The 17,429-nt window shown below is 53.1% G+C and carries 14 protein-coding genes and 1 pseudogene; 8 read left to right on the forward strand and 7 right to left on the reverse strand.

Features of this window, described 5'->3' with window-relative positions; genetic code table 11:
• Positions 1-17 precede the first annotated feature (17 nt).
• The 4 genes and pseudogenes from HU143_RS11580 to patD all read left to right on the forward strand — a co-directional run bounded on the left by HU143_RS11580 (position 18) and on the right by patD (position 4,394).
• Positions 18-245: pseudogene (locus HU143_RS11580) on the forward strand (hypothetical protein).
• Between the two features lie 258 nt (positions 246-503).
• Positions 504-1,274 carry a M15 family metallopeptidase gene (locus HU143_RS11585; protein ID WP_023227526.1) on the forward strand — a complete coding sequence of 257 codons (771 nt, stop codon included), beginning with the start codon at positions 504-506 and terminating at the stop codon, positions 1,272-1,274.
• Positions 1,275-1,409: 135 nt separating this feature from the next.
• Entirely contained in the window at positions 1,410-2,834 is a 1,425-nt protein-coding gene (gene ycdR / locus HU143_RS11590; RefSeq protein WP_000760698.1) for a GntR family transcriptional regulator YdcR, read from the forward strand.
• Positions 2,835-2,948: 114 nt separating this feature from the next.
• Positions 2,949-4,394: an aminobutyraldehyde dehydrogenase gene (patD, locus tag HU143_RS11595; protein ID WP_024148215.1), complete on the forward strand. Its 1,446-nt coding sequence runs from the start codon at positions 2,949-2,951 to the stop codon at positions 4,392-4,394.
• Positions 4,395-4,498: 104 nt separating this feature from the next.
• On the opposite strand, the gene yncL is transcribed toward patD, so the two are convergent.
• Positions 4,499-4,594, reverse strand: coding sequence for a stress response membrane protein YncL (yncL, locus tag HU143_RS11600; protein ID WP_001103198.1), 96 nt, complete (start codon positions 4,592-4,594; stop codon positions 4,499-4,501).
• A gap of 198 nt (positions 4,595-4,792) precedes the next feature.
• Between yncL and HU143_RS11605 the strand changes: the two genes are divergently transcribed.
• Positions 4,793-4,966 (forward strand): GhoT/OrtT family toxin, encoded by a 174-nt coding sequence (locus HU143_RS11605; protein WP_000171943.1) that lies wholly within the window; start codon positions 4,793-4,795, stop codon positions 4,964-4,966.
• A 47-nt stretch (positions 4,967-5,013) separates the two neighbouring features.
• Here the strand turns inward: HU143_RS11605 and srfC are convergent, their stop codons facing one another.
• The 3 genes from srfC to srfA are packed head-to-tail and all read right to left on the reverse strand — an operon-like array spanning position 5,014 to position 11,466.
• A complete protein-coding gene (srfC, locus tag HU143_RS11610; RefSeq protein ID WP_023227522.1) occupies positions 5,014-7,158 on the reverse strand; it encodes a virulence-associated effector SrfC in 2,145 nt (714 codons plus the stop codon).
• Positions 7,155-10,136, reverse strand: a complete 2,982-nt coding sequence (locus tag HU143_RS11615) for a virulence factor SrfB (protein ID WP_023227521.1) — start codon at positions 10,134-10,136, stop codon at positions 7,155-7,157. The genes srfC and HU143_RS11615 overlap by 4 nt, the downstream gene beginning before the upstream one ends.
• Positions 10,137-10,140: 4 nt before the next feature.
• Positions 10,141-11,466 carry a virulence-associated effector SrfA gene (srfA, locus tag HU143_RS11620; RefSeq protein ID WP_023227520.1) on the reverse strand — a complete coding sequence of 442 codons (1,326 nt, stop codon included), beginning with the start codon at positions 11,464-11,466 and terminating at the stop codon, positions 10,141-10,143.
• A gap of 223 nt (positions 11,467-11,689) precedes the next feature.
• Here srfA and HU143_RS11625 point away from each other — a divergent pair, with 223 nt between their 5' ends.
• Complete coding sequence (locus HU143_RS11625; RefSeq protein ID WP_000018720.1) at positions 11,690-11,923, forward strand: YdcY family protein; 234 nt, start codon at positions 11,690-11,692, stop codon at positions 11,921-11,923.
• Between the two features lie 4 nt (positions 11,924-11,927).
• On the opposite strand, the gene HU143_RS11630 is transcribed toward HU143_RS11625, so the two are convergent.
• Together HU143_RS11630 and mddA are read right to left on the reverse strand one after the other, a co-directional pair.
• Positions 11,928-12,377: a DMT family transporter gene (locus HU143_RS11630; protein ID WP_001076571.1), complete on the reverse strand. Its 450-nt coding sequence runs from the start codon at positions 12,375-12,377 to the stop codon at positions 11,928-11,930.
• Positions 12,377-12,892: an L-methionine sulfoximine/L-methionine sulfone acetyltransferase gene (gene mddA / locus HU143_RS11635; protein WP_000155373.1), complete on the reverse strand. Its 516-nt coding sequence runs from the start codon at positions 12,890-12,892 to the stop codon at positions 12,377-12,379. Before mddA ends, HU143_RS11630 begins: the two co-directional genes overlap by 1 nt.
• A 224-nt stretch (positions 12,893-13,116) precedes the next feature.
• On the opposite strand from mddA, the gene HU143_RS11640 reads away from it, so the two are divergent.
• Together HU143_RS11640 and mcbR are read left to right on the forward strand one after the other, a co-directional pair.
• Positions 13,117-14,154 carry an NADP-dependent oxidoreductase gene (locus HU143_RS11640; protein WP_023227519.1) on the forward strand — a complete coding sequence of 346 codons (1,038 nt, stop codon included), beginning with the start codon at positions 13,117-13,119 and terminating at the stop codon, positions 14,152-14,154.
• A gap of 333 nt (positions 14,155-14,487) precedes the next feature.
• Entirely contained in the window at positions 14,488-15,153 is a 666-nt protein-coding gene (gene mcbR, locus HU143_RS11645; RefSeq protein WP_001119592.1) for a colanic acid/biofilm transcriptional regulator McbR, read from the forward strand.
• 66 nt (positions 15,154-15,219) lie between these two features.
• On the opposite strand, the gene pqqU is transcribed toward mcbR, so the two are convergent.
• Positions 15,220-17,340, reverse strand: a complete 2,121-nt coding sequence (gene pqqU / locus HU143_RS11650) for a TonB-dependent receptor PqqU (RefSeq protein WP_023227518.1) — start codon at positions 17,338-17,340, stop codon at positions 15,220-15,222.
• Between the last annotated feature and the right edge of the window lie 89 nt (positions 17,341-17,429).

Raw genomic sequence — 17,429 nt, forward strand, 5'->3', positions numbered from 1 at the left:
TGCGTTCTTACTGAATAATGGCTATGACCAGCAGACCGAGTTATCTCGGTTCGAGGGGGATTCTATGTGTTTGAACAACTGCGGTGAATCGTAATTTCAGAGGCATTATCGCCGACAATCGAAGCGTTCTAATTTGCCTTCCTGACTATATAGTGGTCTTATCTTTGGCGAAACAATCTTATTTAGTTATGGAAGGCGACAACAACTGTACTATTGATTATCAAATGACCTTTCTGGTCAGGTAGACTCGCCTTTGTGAAAACACATCGTTATCTGTGCTCCTGGGACTCACTCCCTTGCCGCCTTTACGCAACTCGAATTATTTTGGGTATAGAACAGGAGGCGCAGTGGTCGTATAAGCAAAATATAAACTCTCCGTTTGTGATAAGGCACAGATTACAGGGGGAATGATGTTTATTTTAACCATCTGTTTAAGCGGTGTCCGCTAATCTTTACCTGCTCAAATACATAATCACCCCTGTGACTCTCGCGAGGTGTAACATATGGTAAAATGCGTATCTTCTTTCCTCCTGTTCAGCCTGTTGTCCGTTCAGGCAATATCAGCTGAAAACCATATTGATCTCCACCAGCCAAAAGACTTTGTCGATATTACTACGGTCGCCCCCGACGTACAGGTAGACATGCGATACTTCACTTCCCATAACTTTATTGGTCGCCCCATTAAAGGCTATAACGCGCCTGTTTGCCTGTTAACACGACCAGCCGCGAACGCAGTGAAGCAGGTCGCCGATCGTTTACGCCCCTTCGGACTTACCTTAAAAATATATGATTGCTACCGTCCGCAAAGCGCAGTGAACGACTTTATCGCGTGGGCCAAAGATCCTTCTCAAAACCAAATGAAAAACGAATTTTATCCGCAGGTAGAGAAAAATCGTCTGTTTGAGGAAGGTTATCTTGCCGCCAGATCCGGCCACAGTCGGGGAAGTACGCTTGATCTAACGATTGTTCCACTTGACAGTAAAATACCAATATACGATCCCGGACGACCACTGGTGAATTGTACTGCGTCCGCGGCGCAACGCTCGCCAGATAATAGTCTGGATTTTGGTACCGGCTTTGACTGTTTTAGTCCGTTATCCCATCCCGATAATGTCATACTTACCGCTCAGCAACGCGCAAATAGGTTGTTATTACAAACATTGATGCGTGATGCGGGTTTTACGCCACTGGATACTGAATGGTGGCACTTCTCTCTTACTCATGAACCATACCCGAACACCTGGTTTGACTTTCCCGTTAAGCAGAGACCCTGAAACGGCGTTTTGTTGCGAAATCTAATCATTACGCCTGTTGGAAAGCACCATAACAGTTAGCAAATCGTTGTTAATTTTAACAACTGATATACACTGCGGTTGCCACCTGCAAGCAGCGCTCAATGAGAACGAATAATGAAAAAATATCAACGTCTGGCGGAGCAAATTAGAGAACAAATCGCCTCTGGCGTTTGGCAACCCGGCGATCGATTACCCTCGCTGAGGGAGCAGGTCGCCAGTAGCGGCATGAGTTTTATGACTGTCGGTCATGCGTACCAGTTGCTGGAAAGTCAGGGACGGATTATCGCTCGTCCGCAATCCGGTTATTATGTCGCGCCGCATCCGGTTTGTCGGTCAGTCGCGACGGCAGCGCACGTTATTCGGGATGAAGCCGTAGATATCAATACCTATATTTTTGAGATGCTGCAGGCCAGCCGTGATACCTCAGTGGTGCCTTTTGCTTCAGCGTTTCCCGATCCGCGTCTGTTTCCCTTGCCGCAATTGAACCGCTCGCTGGCGCAGGTCAGTAAAACCGCGACGGCAATGAGCGTCATCGAAAACTTGCCGCCAGGTAATGCAGAATTGCGCTATGCGATAGCACGCCGTTACGCGCAGCAGGGGATTACCGTTTCTCCTGACGAGATTGTCATTACCGCCGGCGCGCTGGAAGCGTTGAATCTTAGTTTACAGGCAGTGACGGTGCCGGGAGACTGGGTGGTGGTGGAGAACCCCTGTTTCTACGGTGCGCTACAGGCCCTGGAGCGATTGCGCCTGAAAGCGTTGTCGATACCCACCGATGTTAAAGAAGGTATCGATCTTATGGCGCTGGAACAGGCGTTACAGGAATATCCGGTGAAAGCGTGCTGGTTAATGACCAACAGCCAGAATCCGCTAGGATTCACGCTGAGTGCTGAGAAAAAAGCGCGGCTGGTCGCGTTACTCACGCACCATAACGTGACGCTAATTGAAGACGATGTTTATAGCGAACTCTACTTTGGCCGCGAGAAACCTCTGCCTGCCAAAGCATGGGATCGCGACGATACCGTGTTGCATTGTTCGTCTTTTTCCAAATGTCTGGTTCCCGGTTTTCGCATTGGCTGGGTTGCGGGAGGAAGCCATGCCAGACAAATTCAGCGTTTGCAGTTAATGAGCACATTATCCACCAGTTCCCCCATGCAATTGGCGTTAGTGGATTATCTCTCGACACGTCGATATGACGCGCATCTGCGACGATTGCGAAGGCAGCTTGCCGAACGTAAACAGCAAGCCTGGCAAACCCTTTTGCGCCATCTCCCGGCGGAAGTAAAAATTCACCATAACGATAGCGGTTATTTTCTTTGGCTGGAGCTACCTGAGCAGCTTGATGCCGGTGAACTTAGCGCCAAAGCGCTTGAACACCTTATCAGTATCGCGCCGGGGAAAATGTTTTCAACGTCCGGCGCCTGGACGCGTTTCTTTCGTTTTAACACCGCATGGCATTGGGGAGAACGGGAAGAACAGGCCGTAAAACAGCTTGGCAGCCTGATTCGCGAGATGCTGAGCGCTAAAAGCCTTGTGTGAGGTGGAATGCGTGTCAGCTCACAACCTGACTAAATTTCCCGAGTGTGCCGGGTGAGCATCTGGCGCGCCGTCTATTTTTAGGAAAGCGGCGGCCCGTTCGCCGGAAATCGATTAATGACGATATGGGAAAATGCTATGCAATATCAATTACTGATTAATGGCGTGCTGGTGGACGGTGAGGGAGAAAGGCAGTCTGTTTATAACCCGGCGACAGGCGAGGTCATACTTGAGATTGCGGAAGCGTCGCCCGCGCAGGTTGACGCCGCAGTGCTGGCCGCCGATAGCGCGTTTGCCGAATGGGGGCAGACCACACCCAAAGCACGGGCGGAATGTCTGTTAAAACTGGCGGACAGCATCGAGCAAAACGCCCTTGAGTTCGCCCGGCTTGAATCGCAAAACTGCGGTAAGCCTTTGCACTGCGTAATCAATGATGAAATTCCGGCAATCGTGGATGTCTTTTGCTTTTTTGCCGGCGCGGCCCGTTGTTTGAGTGGGCTGGCGGCGGGCGAATATCTGGAAGGACATACGTCGATGATCCGCCGGGATCCGATTGGCGTGGTTGCCTCTATCGCGCCGTGGAATTATCCGCTCATGATGGCGGCCTGGAAGCTGGCGCCAGCGCTGGCGGCAGGTAACTGCGTGGTGATTAAGCCTTCTGAAATCACGCCGCTGACGGCGCTTAAACTTGCCGCGCTGGCGAAGGATATCTTTCCGCCGGGGGTGCTCAATGTCCTGTTCGGACGAGGGCAGACTGTTGGCGATGTATTGACCGGTCATGAAAAAGTACGCATGGTCTCTTTAACCGGTTCTATCGCGACCGGGGAACATATTCTGCGCCATACTGCGCCAGCGATAAAACGTACGCATATGGAACTCGGTGGTAAAGCCCCGGTGGTTGTTTTTGATGACGCCGATCTGGATGCGGTGGCGCAGGGCGTCCGGACTTTTGGTTTCTATAATGCCGGACAGGATTGTACTGCTGCGTGCCGTATATACGCGCAGCGCGGTATCTATGATGCGCTGGTCGAAAAGCTAGGGAACGCGGTGAGCAGCCTGAAAATGGGCGCGCCGGAGGATGAGTCGACAGAGCTGGGGCCGTTAAGTTCGCTGGCGCACCTGAAGCGCGTCACAGCGGCAGTAGAGGAGGCGAAGGCCCTCAGCCATATCCGTGTGATTACTGGTGGAAGTCAAACGGAAGGTAAAGGTTACTATTTCGCTCCGACGTTGCTGGCAGACGCCAGACAGGAAGATGCCATCGTGCAACGCGAGGTCTTCGGCCCGGTGGTCAGTATAACCGTCTTTGATGATGAAGATCAGGTTCTGAGGTGGGCCAACGATTCTCGCTATGGTCTGGCATCCTCCGTCTGGACTCAGGACGTCGGGCGGGCGCACCGGCTTAGCGCCAGATTGCAGTATGGCTGTACCTGGATTAATACCCATTTCATGTTGGTTAGCGAGATGCCGCATGGAGGGCAAAAACAGTCGGGATACGGCAAAGATATGTCATTGTATGGTCTGGAAGACTACACCCTTGTCCGCCACATCATGGTTAAGCATTAAGGATCATTTACTGTTCAGAAAAATCGTGAAAAAATAGGCGGGTGTCGGCGGAGAGGGGGACCTCCCCGCCAACATGCGCAGCAAGTACTCAAAGGTTGAACACCTCAAGCAAACCAGCCGAATCTCAACGAGATCAGACCCAAAAGTCCTGCAGCAGCAAAGACATTAATCAGCACGACGGTTTTACTGGAAACATTCATTTTCGCCACCTTTCATCATAACCCCTATGGGTATAGTACGGGTTGGCGAGATCCGCAATAATACGTAAACAGGATATTCTGTGAGCGGAGCCGTGCATTGAGAACGTTTTGCTGTCAAGGCTGATAAACCTTGATGTGTGTCAAATAAAAAGAGCATATTGCGCGCGTTTTTTCCTCTGGTTGGCGCGGATGCCTGATATGACCCTCTTTCAAAAGATATTAATTTTTTACGCCGTCATGGCGGTGATATCATCCCTGATCACCTGGTTTTTGACTCATGACAAAAAACGAATTCGTTTCCTGAGCGCCTTTTTGGTTGGCGCGACATGGCCGATAAGTTTCCCCGTCGCATTGCTGTTTTCGCTTTTCTGACCTCAAGAAGCCAGATACATGTTACCGGGCATGGTTTTTCCGCCAGGTCAGGCTATCAGGGCAATTAATTGCGCTCTGTCTACGTCGGTAACGTCCTGCGGATGCCGATATCCTGCGTTCTCATTGGCCAGGGTATACAGCGCAACAAGCCAGTCATAGACATAGCGGCTGGCGGCGTGAACGGGCTGTTCGTCAAGCTTTGTTAGACGTAACATTGTCGAACGCGGTGTTGCGGCGAAAATGGCTGCGCCTTTCTGAACGCGGCTGGCCGGGCGTTGGGCCTCCTCGATATTTGCGTAGCCGAGCCAGGCGATGAAGTTGCCAATGATGGCATGAAGCTGCGCGCCGCTCACCTCCTCGCGCTGCATGGTTTTCTGTAACTGCTGAGGTAAACCGAGGCGATAGCTGGCGGTAATTAAAATCTCCGCCACGGCGTTGAGCATCTGCGGTTCTAGTCCCAGACGCTGCGCATTATCCCGGCAGTGGGCCCACTGGCGCAGATGATTGATCCACATTTTGTGCGCCTGGTAGCCTGTTTCGTGACCTTCTGACGCTGAAGCGCGCGTTGGTTCGTCGGCAAAGAGATCGATCGCGTCATTAAATAAACCGCTGACCTGTTCTTCTCGCGACTGTCGGGTGCGCAGCAACGCTTCGAAATTCTGTACTGGCGGTAACAGCCCGGCCAGCAGGTCGCCATGTCTGGCGGCCTGGGCCTGAAGACACCGGATCACGGTTTCAACCGGTAGCCGCGCGTCATCAAACATCGGTAACAGATCGCGCACGCGGCCTCGTAGTTGTTCGCGTAACGCCTGTAAGCGCGCCTGTCGCTGTGGTGCCGATGTCGCCTGCGATAACCACTCCACCAAACGCTGCATACTGTGTTTATCCAGCGCCTGCAACGTTCCCCAATGCACGCCAGGTTTACCCATCAACTGCTGGACGGCCTCATCCAGATTTTGCTGGGTGGCAAAACGGGCATCCTGTGGAGTAATAGCCCAGACGACGCCGGGTAACGCTGATTCATGCTGCGGCTGCGTGGCGTTAACCCACTCCAGTAAGTGACGGGCGGCGGTGGACGTTTGTGAGCGAGATGCCAGAGCATTGCAAATCACCAGAACATCGGGCTGTATCTGCTGACGGTAATGGGCCAGCATCCAGCCTAATTTCGCCCGCCATAACGGATGAGGATGACTGTCTGGCGCGACCGGAATATCCAGTAAATCAACGTTATCCAGTACGCTATTTTCAACGGTTAGCACCAGTTCGCGGGTAAGCAGCGCCAGAGAATCAAGCGAAAGGCTGACCGCATTGAGCAGTCGGCCTTCCTTAACCGGATGCACCACCACATCGCTTTGCGTATCGCTGGCGGTTAGCGCCATTTGCGTCAGGAAGTTTTCCGCCGGTAAGCCAAAATGATCGACCAGCAGGCTGAGCGGCGCCGCCAGTTCCCCGGCATGGCCGGTTTGTTGCAACATATGCGCCAGCGCCAGCCATTGCTGGGTGATCTCCGGCTGCTCTCCCCACAGTAATGCCCAGGCGTGCGCCCGTGTCGTGAGATCCAGCGCAGGCAAGAGCGAGGCAAAGTGTTGCCATGTCGCATCATCAATATGTTGTCTGGCGGATGGAAGACAAGAGCGCCAGAAACTCGCGATGGTCGCTACCTCTTCAGCGGTAACGCCGGGGACGGGCTGCGGTTGGCGAAGCGATTGCCATTTCTCCAGGCGTGATGTGATAATGGATTTTTCGACCTGGCGACAAACGGGGGACGAGCTGGTCCAGGCAATAAAGATCTGCACCAGTTCGGCTTCACTGATCAAGCGCAGGCGCAACGGCCAGCCGCTCTCGTTTGAAAAAATGTCGCGCGTAAAGCGAATAGCCATATTCGCTGGCGCATGACCCGGGTTGATGTGGCTGAAATAATCATAGTCACGGTCCGGCGTGATAATTTCCAGCTTGCCATTCTCGTTACCGCATAGCGTCGTTAACAGATGCGCTTTTGCGGATTGCGCATACCCGTACAGACCGACGCAGCCATGTGATGCGCAGGCGGCGTTGAGCGCTGACTCATCCGCTGCGGCAAGCGTAAGTTGCGCCAGCAGAGCGTCGGCTTCATCATCCAGCCGCGTTGCGTAACGGCGCGTGTTGTTAACCCACTCGATAATAGCCTGGGTGGCGTTTAACGGTTTTGTCATTTCAGGTATACACTCCCGCTATCTATCCAGTAGTGGCTGCCGCTGTGGCGACGGTCAGCCAGCGTATTCAATTTTAATGTCAGCGCATCGGCGGCGACCGGCGTCCCGTCCTGGAGCCAGGCATCACTTAATATGAACGATTCCGGGGCGCTATCTTTGCTACTGCCGCGTAATTTCAGTCGCACATTCAGTACGCCGTCGCCAGCGATGGTTTTCGCCAGTTCGGCGGAATTAATGCTCAGGCAATAGAGTGGGGTTGCCGGCCAGCGACTGTTCGCCAGTTGACGGAAACCCAACGTCACGTTGCCGCGTAGCGGAAAATGCAGGCGTGCGTCCAGCGTTGCGCCGGGTTTATCCAAATCGATCTCGTGATACCAGATATTCTCATCGCGAAGCGTATTAACGGTATTATCCAGTACGCCGAGATAACGCACAGTCGAATACGCGCCGATATCAGCCGCTTTAAAATTGAAACGCGGCAGACGTAAGTCCAGCGCCAGGCTGCATAACATCGCGCCCACCGCGGCAGTGGATTTTGGATTGCCGATACGCCCTTGTTGACTGAAGGGATACCATTCATGTACCTGATACTTATCCATCCACACAATGCGATTAACCGGCACCGGTTGTAAGTGCCGGATGAGCGCCTGTACGCCGGGTAAACAGGTCGGTCTCCCCGTCACCAGCAAGATATCGCAGTGATAGTGGGATATCGCTTCGCAGACCGCATGAAGCGGCGTTGTCAGCGTAAACTGACCGGCCAGCAGAGCCTCCTGAAGCTGGCTAAACTGGATTTGCAACGGCACATTGAATATATCAAATGTCGGCGAACCAGACGGTAAGGCATGATCGATCGCCTGCTGGATATAGTTCATCACGTTGCTCGTTGGGCGGCGGATCAGCAGATCGCCAAATGTCGCATGTAAACCGGCAAACGGATCGTTAATGTCGCTTTGCTCCCAGGCGGAAAGTACCGCGTGGCCCAGCGGCATAAATAATTGCAGCGCCGTTTGCTGGCGCAAAATGGCCTGAGTATCAATTCGCCCCGAATCGCCAAATAAGGTCGCCAGCAGGGCGGCGGCATCCGTAACGCCTGCCCGTTGCAACGCCGTTTGCAGGGAAGGGAGTACGCAACGCTGAATGATATCCAATAGCAGATCGTCCCCGGCGACTTTAAAACCTTCGCGAAACAGGAGATGAGGCGTAATTTTTACATTGGCCCCCACGCCGTCATCTAACTGATAGTGAACGATCGCCATATCCGTCGTGCCGCCGCCGATATCAATCGATGCCACGCGCAACGCGCGTCCGGGGACGAGGCCGGGTTCAGGCTGGCGATCCGGTCTGGCGAGCGCATTAAAAAAGGATTCGGTACGCCCGGCGTAATGCGAAATGGCTTCGTTATAAAGCCATACCAGTTGGCCGCAACTTGCTTCGTCCCATTCCATCTGTATTTCTGGTACCGGCACCACGCTTTTTTCACGCTGCTTAGGCGTGGTGAAATCCTCATCCTGCGGATGCCAGCCCATGGCTTTCCAGACCAGCGCCAGCGCTTCAAACATTCGCTGGCGGAAAATTTCTCGCTCCTGTTTCGGCATGGCGGAAGGCAGCGTTAAAATCAGGGTGCGTAGCTGGCGCGGCGAGGCGGGAAAGCCGAGCCGCAGCCGGGTGGCGACGCTGTTAATTTGCCCCAGCGCCTGAGCCAGAATTTCGCACAACATATGCGTCATCAAGGTGCTACGACTGTATTGCGGCGAAAAAACCGGTAACCTTTCTTCATGCGGCAGGCGGAATAACGGCTGTCCGTCGTCGTTCATCAGATTCATCAGCGGAAACGCGGTGGCAAGCGGTTCGCGCTGCGTTTTACCGTGGATCTGGCTAAAGCGCCAGTCCTGCAAGGCGGGGGTTTCATCCCACAGGTAGCGGCGCGGGCTGGAGATACCGCTGCTGCCTTCGGTGCCCACACGCTGCATAGCAAGGGCGCGAGCCTCGTCGCCCACACGCACAATGGAAGGCCAGACAAAGGCGTCGTCTCGTCCGCTTTCGACAGAAAAGTGTTGCTTGCCAAAGCGCGCTTCTGAGAATTCTACCCGGCTGGTAAATAAAGGATCGTTCAGATACTGCGGCTCGCTTAAAGAACGCACCTGAAGCTCTGCCGTCTGGCGTAACCCGTCATTCGCATCGCCATGATCCTCGATCAAGACGCCGCAGGTATGCGTATTGCCGACATCCAGAATCAGATCGACCGGGATTGCGGGCGTGCTTAACGTATGTGTCACAAACTTCACTTCCGGCACCGTAAGCTGTTCGCCTAACAGCGTCAGTAAATTCAACCAGTGCGCCTGATACTCAAAACTACGCAGTGCTTGCTGAATGGCCTGTTCCGAACGGTTTTCCACCTGTGAGGCATACTGAAGAAACGACTCGCGCAGCCAGCCGTCAATCCATGTCTGGTCAAGAAAATCGGCAACTTCTTCATCGCGCCAGGCGAGCGCAAAACGTGTGCCATTGAGCAGATCGTTTTCGCAAGGCGCCAACGCCGCAGGCATATTTTTGGCCAGTTGACTGTCGAAGGCGAGGGTGATGCGGTGTGTGTTTCCGGCGCTATCTGGCTCGCTGAGTTTACGTACCTGAATGCGCGCCCAGTTATCCGGCCCGTCAATAAAGGTACGCGGCGGATTAAAACGCAGGAACGGCAGGGGGAGCCAGATCCCGTCGAGTACATCCAGAGAATAGTGCAGCGTCTGAGTGCTTTCCGGTTTCACGACTTCGGGTTGGCCGCCAGCACGTCCTGGCAACGTGTAGCGCCCGCTGGTCAGATCAAAATCGAGGCGCAGTAGCGGGCCGTTTGCCGTTTTGCGCACAAAACGTCCGTAGTGGGCCGACTCTTGCGGCGTTAAGCCAAAATCAAGAAACTGGACGCCGCTGTTTGCAATGAGCGTGACGCTCTGTTTGTAATCACACAGATTGACCAACATAAAATCAGGCACCTATCTTTTTAAACGTCAACGGAATTGCCGCGTGGTCGCCATAACGGGCGGTACAGGTTGCGACGTCATTGACGCCTGCTTTACAGGTAATTTCCGGCATCGGATAACGTGAACCGTCGGTGCAGCGCGCATTGCCGCGACTTTTAATCATCAGCTCGCCCGTTTGATGCAGACCAGAGAAAATTTCCGCCCGACAAACCACGTTATCGCCATGTACTACGCGCGCGATACCTTTGTTATTTTGGATCTGATAACGCAGAGAGGGCGGCTTGCCGGTAATCGGATCTTTGACATCCACGCTGACCCGCCAGCTACCGTTTAAAAAGCGCGTGGTTCCAAGCTTCATCTGCGTACTGTCCATCACCAGCGCGTCTTTGGGGATAGCGGCAATGATAACAGGCGCTTCCGGCAGCGGCGCCGCTTTGGGGGCGGGCGTCACCTCAGCGCGATGCAGCGGCAAATGCGCGGTGAGTTCAGGCATTGGGGTAACATCAGTTTTCGCGGTAGCGACAGGCGCGGCGCGAACAGGAGAGGCCCCGTCAACGGATGAAGATGGCCAGAAAAAAGGCGTGGCGACGGCGGCGATAACCACGGCAGCGACAGGTAAGCTCCACAGCGGTAGACGGCGAGCTCTTTTCGCCTCAGCAACCGGGATAGGTGCGGCAGGCTTCGGCTCGCTAACGATAACGGGCGGCGCAGCAGGTTCCTCCGGCATTTTCGGCGGCTCAATGACAGACGTTAACAAAGGTTCATCCGCCTGACTAAACGCCGCCTCTACCAGCGGCTTTTCTTCGGGCTGCGGCTCCGGCTCGACCAGAGGGATATCGGGGATTGCCTCGGTTACCCGCAGGCAGTCCAGCACATCATCGCGTGTATTTTCGTTGAGATTAACGAATCCCCAGAAGGTGATAACCGGTTTGCCGTTAACCAGGAAAACATGATTTTCGCCGGGAAATTGCGTCGCCTTCTCAAGTAGCGAACCAAATAGCTGGAGCGCTGTTTTACCGGATTGCAGACTTTTGCGACTGAGTGCAGCCGCGCTTTCAAAAGTGCTGGCTAAATAACGTAAAGCCCGAGAACGTGTCTCTTCGTCAGCCGCTTTCCACGCTATCGCCTGACCTTCAATCGGCGAATACCAGTCAACCCGATCGCCATTATCGTTAAGTTGCGGAATCGCCAGACAGTCAACCATCGCCTGCTGTTTACGCAGACGAAGCGTTTCGCGAATTTGCAATGCTGATTCAAATACGGCCTGACCGCCGCCGCCCACGGCCTGATAATCATCCAGATTGCCGCTGCGCAAGAGAGATTTTGCCACGTTGTTATCCCTTAGACTTCTTCACGCGTCTACTTTACGGGGTCTATACGCAAGCAAACGGCGGAAGAAAGGCAAAAAGGCGCGAATTCTCGGTCTATTAAGCCCCGTGTTTCCACTTGACGTAAGTTAAATCAGGGTGGCGGCGGCGAATGACCGCATCGGGCGACAATAACGCGTATAATAGGCGAATCATGCTGTTACAGAATAAAGAGTAGGAGAGCTTATGTCGCACCTGGAGGAAGTGAGCGCCCGCGTGGATGCCGCCATCGCGGAGAGCGTAATTGCCCATATGAATGAATTGCTGATTGCCTTGAGCGATGACGCTGAATTACGTCGCGAAGATCGTTATGTGCAGCAGCAGCGTTTACGCACGGCTATCGCGCATCACGGCAGGCAATATCAAGAAGATCGGGACGCGCGCCGCGAGCAGCTCACCAAAGGCGGCACGATCCTGTAACCCATTAAAACTGGCGCTTCGCAATCAGCCATGCGCCAATGACCAGCAACAGCGCGCCAAACGCCGGCCCGACCATTGCGCGTAACGTGACGCCGTGGCTACGCGCGATATCCAGCGCCAGTCCGCCGATTAACTGGCTGGCGACCAGTACCGCGATAGTCGTCGCGGCGCCAACGTTCTGATACCCGCTAATGCTGGCAAATACAAAAAATGACCCCAGCAGACCGGGGATCAATGTCCACCAGCGAACGCTGGCGACCAGCTCGCCGAAGCCCGTAGCGCCTTGCTTAAACCACAATATCGTCACAAATAAAACGATCCCTACCAGCGAGTTCAACAGCATAGCGATCAGAATCGTCGATGATGTCTGCGTAATACGCACCATAATACTGTTTTGTACCACCAGCCCGACGCCGGCGGCGATCAAAAAAATAAGCGTCAGCGACTGGTTCATCAGCAGGCGTCCGGAGCGGCGTGTTCATCAAGCTGGAGCTGCATAAACGTAAGATCTAACCAACGGCCAAATTTTACGCCGACCTGCGGCATTTGCGCGGTGACGGTAAATCCCAGCGAATGATGCAGGCGTATCGAGGCGGCATTCTGTGACTCAATACCGGCCACCATCACATGCTTGCCGCAGCGTCGGGCTTCATCGATCAGTCTGCTGAGCAGTTTTCGCCCCAGTCCTTTCCCCTGGTGCGCCGGATGAACATAAACCGAGTGCTCGACGGTATAGCGAAAACCGTCAAAACTGCGCCAGTCGCCAAATGATGCATAGCCAGTCACCACGCCATTTTCTTCGCTTACCAGCACCGGATAGCCCAGTAATTGACGGGCCTCATACCAGGCAAGGCGATTATCCGTATCGACCGTCCGATCGTTCCAGATGGCCGCAGTATGTAATACCGCATGGTTATAGATTTCGGTAATCGCGGCGCAGTCTGCTTTATCGGCAAAGCGAATCGTCATAGGGAACCCCAGGGAATGTTTACGATAGTGTTAGAAATACTATTGAAGGCGGCATAAATCAACGAATTAGCGCAAGAATTCATATTTAGCGAGAGGGGGGAGAAAGTCGTTCATAAAAAGCGTCCCGCGGTGAAAGCCGCCTGATATCTGAGAGTGTTTAACTCCCTCAGAAAGCTAATGTTCGACTATTATTGATGGATTATGCCAGGCATGAGGAGAATAGAATGAAGCAACAGACCAACCGAAATCGTCGTTGGGTTTTGGCCTCGCGTCCCCACGGCGCGCCGCAGATGGATAACTTCCGCCTCGAAGAAGATGACGTCGCGACGCCCGGTGAAGGGCAGGTGCTATTGCGTACCGTTTTTTTATCACTCGACCCTTATATGCGTGGCCGCATGAGCGATGAACCCTCTTATGCGCCGCCTGTGGAACCTGGCTGCGTTATGGTTGGCGGTACGGTCAGTCGCGTTGTCGCGTCGAACCATCCTGATTACCGACCAGACGAATGGGTGTTGAGTTACAATGGCTGGCAGGATTATGACATTTCAGATAGCGAAGGGTTGGTAAAGCTGGGTGATAATCCGCAACATCCTTCCTGGTCGTTGGGAGTTTTAGGGATGCCGGGGTTTACCGCCTATATGGGGTTACTGGATATCGGCCAGCCGAAAGAGGGCGAAACGCTGGTTGTCGCCGCCGCCACCGGCCCCGTAGGCGCAACGGTTGGGCAAATTGGCAAGCTGAAGGGCTGCCGGGTCGTGGGTATTGCCGGCGGCGCGGAAAAATGCCGTCATGCGACAGACGTTTTGGGATTTGATCTGTGCCTTGATCATCACGCTGATAATTTCCCACAACAGCTTGCGCAGGCCTGCCCGCAGGGTATCGATATCTATTATGAGAATGTCGGCGGTAAAGTCTTTGACGCCGTCTTACCGCTACTGAATACGTCGGCGCGGATTCCGCTCTGCGGTCTGGTCAGCGGCTACAATGCGACAACGTTGCCGGACGGTCCAGACAGACTGCCTCTGCTGATGGCGACATTACTTAAAAAGCGTATTCGTCTGCAAGGTTTTATCATCAACCAGGACTATGGTCACCGGATACATGAGTTTCAGCAAGAAATGGGGCGTTGGATCAAAGAAGGGAAAATACATTATCGGGAGCAGATTACTGATGGGCTGGAAAATGCGCCAGAAGCGTTTATGGGGCTGCTAGCGGGGAAGAACTTTGGCAAAGTCGTGATACGTTTAGCGGACGATGCGTAAAGAAAAAATGGCGGCATGATGTCGCCATAAAAATGTGCAAATTTTAAAATTGCGGCTTTACTTATCTTCATCATTCAGATCGCGGTGGGGCAGCTTATCTCCCTCAGCGGCCTGAACCGGTCAAAAATCTCGATACATGAAGGAATGACGGAGATAAAACGGTTGCCATAAAGAAACCTGTATTGTTGTAAAAGATGAGAATATCACGCAAGTAAATTATCACTTTTATTTATTTGGTCGTTCAGGCCTGGATTATCTTTTTTACAATTAAGTTCCGAAACTTCTTCGGGACTCGATTGCGATGTTGTTCTGCCAAGAGGTGAAGGAAGGAAAATGCCGGGTACGGAAAAAACACAACATATAAGCCTGACCACACAGGTTGAAAATCGGTTAAAGCATCAATTGTCTATTGGCGCATTAAAACCAGGCGCAAGGCTTATCACTAAAAATATCGCTCAAGAGTTAGGCGTCAGTATTACGCCGGTGCGTGAGGCCCTGTTAAGGCTGGTCTCTTCCAGTGCTTTGGCGGTGGCGCCAGCACAGGCGTTTATGGTGCCGGAGATCTCGCTGGAAAGTTTGCTGGAAATTAATACGATTCGTACTGCCCTGGAGGAGATGGCGGTGGTCGCCGCTGCGGGTAAGATTACCCCGGATCGCGAGCAGACGCTGAATGCGCTATTAGATGAATTTCAACAGGCGCTGGAAAGTGGCGTTATGGAGAAAATTCTTTTGGCCAACCGCGCATTCCGCTTTGAGATCTACCACTACGCGGATATGCCAACCCTGTATGCCATGATCGAGCAATTATGGGTACGCCTGGGGCCAAGCCTGCATTTTTTATATGATAATTTTAAACTTGATGATTATCAAAACGGCGTTAATCTGTACAGAAAATTGCTTAATGCGTTAGTGACTGGTGATAAAGAAGCCAGTCGCCACTGCCTACAGAACGTTTTGCAACAAAACGTAGCGACGATTAAAAATCAGTACTTCATGTAACTTTCATGAAACTATGACTTATCAATAGCGGGGGCTCCCCGCTATTGACGGATATTTGCCGGATATTTATTCAAATTGCCATGCCAGATTAATCCCCACGCCATAGTTACGCCCTGGCGCTGGCTCATAATATCGGCCATTAGATTCATTAACGATCACCGAACCGATATATTCTTTATCAAATAGATTATCTACCCGCCCAAAAATATCGACGGTAAGCTGACTGTAATTAAATTTATACCCTGTATTTAGTCCAACAACGGTATACGAAGGCGCTTTGGCGGTATTTTCATCATCGGCCATGATATCGCCCATATACCGAATGTCTGTTCCGGCGTACCACCCCTCATCCGGGATAAAACCTAATGAGGCGAATCCCATATTACGGGCGATGCCGGGCATTCGGTTTCCATCACAGTTTTGCCCCTGACAAACGTTACTGCGATAGGTCGCATCCAGCCAGGTCCATGATGCTTTCACCCGCCAGTCGCCGGCGAAGCGCTGGTCCAACGCGAGTTCTGCGCCCTGGCGGCGCGTTTTGCCCGCGTTTTTGTAGGTAGTGCGTCCTCCCATACTACTGGCGACGACAATTTCATCATCGGTATCGGTTTGAAATAACGCGGCGGTCAACAAGCCATTGCCAATCCGCGTTTTACTGCCGACTTCCACCGTATCATTGGTCGACGGTTTGAGGTCAAAGTTGAACCCGCTTTGGCCGTCAGCGCGATAAGAAAGCTCATTGATAGTGGGAGTTTCAAATCCGCGACCGGCAGCAAGATAGAGATTCCAGGCGTCAGTTAACGCATATTTTAGCGATCCGGCGGGTAGCCAGTGGTGATAGCTGGCGTCGCCGCTATCATCGCCATTGCCGGGCGCGATATAGTGATCGTTAGAATCGAACCACACGGAACTGTAGCGCACGCCAGCATCCAGCGAGAGTTTTTGCGTAAGCTGCCACTGGGTTTGCAGATAAGGATCGACATTCCACATCAGGTTACGCTCATCCCGCCGTAAATCGCCTTTATGCCCAAACTCAGGGGTGCCGTTGTTGAGACGGAAGTTATTGTAACCCTTGCGGTTTTCGCTCATGTTTTCATAATTTACTCCGCCCGTGAAGGTGACCGGCACGCCTAATTCTCCCCGGTGAGTCCAGCGGGAATCAATGCCCTGATAGTGGCGTTGCAGTGTAATCACGCCGCCAGCCTGGGCCGGTTTTAGCTGTGCTACCAGGGGAATAGACTGGTATTGCGTGGTTTCCCGCTCTCCGGCGTAGGCCATCACGCTGATATCATCCTGCGCGCTGAGCTGACGTTCATAACGCAATCCTGCCTGAGTTTGTTTGATGGTTTTACGCGTATTGTACTGTTCAGCGCGCGGCGCCTGTTGCGGATCGGCTTTCCATTCAGATTCGGTAAGTCCGCCGGGATCGTCCGCCTTAATGTCCACACTATTAAAAATCAGCGAGAGTTTACTGACATCGTCAAGGCGCACGCCCAGTTTGGCATTAGCCAGATTTTTTCGCGCGCCGCTGTGATCGCGGTAGCCGTGGGTGGTGAAACGGGTAGTTGATACCGTGTAATCCACGTCGCCAGGCTGTGTGCCGTCACCCATCGCGCCCGTGGCTTTTAGCCCATAGCGCCAGCTTCCATAACTGCCGTAGTAGCTGCTGGCCTCAAGGGTTGGCGGCTGTCTCCCGGTTTCGGTGGTGACATTTATTACGCCGCCGGAAGCATTGCCGTATAGCGCTGAGAAGGGGCCGCGTAACACTTCAACGTCTTGTATGCTGTTAATATCAATATTCGAAATCTGGCCTTGCCCATCCGGCATGGTGGCGGGAATGCCATCAACATACAGACGAATGCCGCGCACGCCAAAGGCGGAACGCGAGCCAAATCCACGGATAGAGATCTGCAGATCCTGCGCGTAGTTCTGCCGGTTTTGCACCTGCAATCCCGGGACGCTGGTTAAAGACTCAGATAAATTGACGCGCGGCGTCGCCAGACGCATGTCTTCTCCCTCAATGACGCTAACGGCGGCAGGTGTATCCAGTTCGGATACGGTTTGCGGCGTTGCGGTGACTATCATGGTTTGTTCATTGGGCGCGCTGGCGGCCTGAAGGACCGGGGAGAAGGTCAGAGGCAATAAGAGGGCGGGATAAAGTCGCTGTCTAACGGAAATAATTTTCATGAAAATGCCGGATAAATGTAAGCGTATCAACGGAAAACGTGACATTAAGGGTAGTCAATATGTAAAGTTTTGAAATTTTAATCGCACAT

Origin of the sequence: Salmonella sp. SJTUF14076, from assembly GCF_015534835.1 — a bacterium.
Lineage (GTDB): Bacteria > Pseudomonadota > Gammaproteobacteria > Enterobacterales > Enterobacteriaceae > Salmonella > Salmonella enterica.

Excerpts from the sequence above, each read along its gene's own strand:
- HU143_RS11585 (WP_023227526.1), top strand. The coding sequence starts at position 504 with ATGGTAAAATGCGTATCTTCTTTCCTCCTGTTCAGCCTGTTGTCCGTT.
- ycdR (WP_000760698.1), top strand. The coding sequence starts at position 1,410 with ATGAAAAAATATCAACGTCTGGCGGAGCAAATTAGAGAACAAATCGCC.
- patD (WP_024148215.1), top strand. The coding sequence starts at position 2,949 with ATGACGATATGGGAAAATGCTATGCAATATCAATTACTGATTAATGGC.
- yncL (WP_001103198.1), bottom strand. The coding sequence starts at position 4,594 with ATGAATGTTTCCAGTAAAACCGTCGTGCTGATTAATGTCTTTGCTGCT.
- HU143_RS11605 (WP_000171943.1), top strand. The coding sequence starts at position 4,793 with ATGACCCTCTTTCAAAAGATATTAATTTTTTACGCCGTCATGGCGGTG.
- srfC (WP_023227522.1), bottom strand. The coding sequence starts at position 7,158 with ATGACAAAACCGTTAAACGCCACCCAGGCTATTATCGAGTGGGTTAAC.
- HU143_RS11615 (WP_023227521.1), bottom strand. The coding sequence starts at position 10,136 with ATGTTGGTCAATCTGTGTGATTACAAACAGAGCGTCACGCTCATTGCA.
- HU143_RS11625 (WP_000018720.1), top strand. The coding sequence starts at position 11,690 with ATGTCGCACCTGGAGGAAGTGAGCGCCCGCGTGGATGCCGCCATCGCG.
- HU143_RS11630 (WP_001076571.1), bottom strand. The coding sequence starts at position 12,377 with ATGAACCAGTCGCTGACGCTTATTTTTTTGATCGCCGCCGGCGTCGGG.
- mddA (WP_000155373.1), bottom strand. The coding sequence starts at position 12,892 with ATGACGATTCGCTTTGCCGATAAAGCAGACTGCGCCGCGATTACCGAA.
- HU143_RS11640 (WP_023227519.1), top strand. The coding sequence starts at position 13,117 with ATGAAGCAACAGACCAACCGAAATCGTCGTTGGGTTTTGGCCTCGCGT.
- mcbR (WP_001119592.1), top strand. The coding sequence starts at position 14,488 with ATGCCGGGTACGGAAAAAACACAACATATAAGCCTGACCACACAGGTT.
- pqqU (WP_023227518.1), bottom strand. The coding sequence starts at position 17,340 with ATGAAAATTATTTCCGTTAGACAGCGACTTTATCCCGCCCTCTTATTG.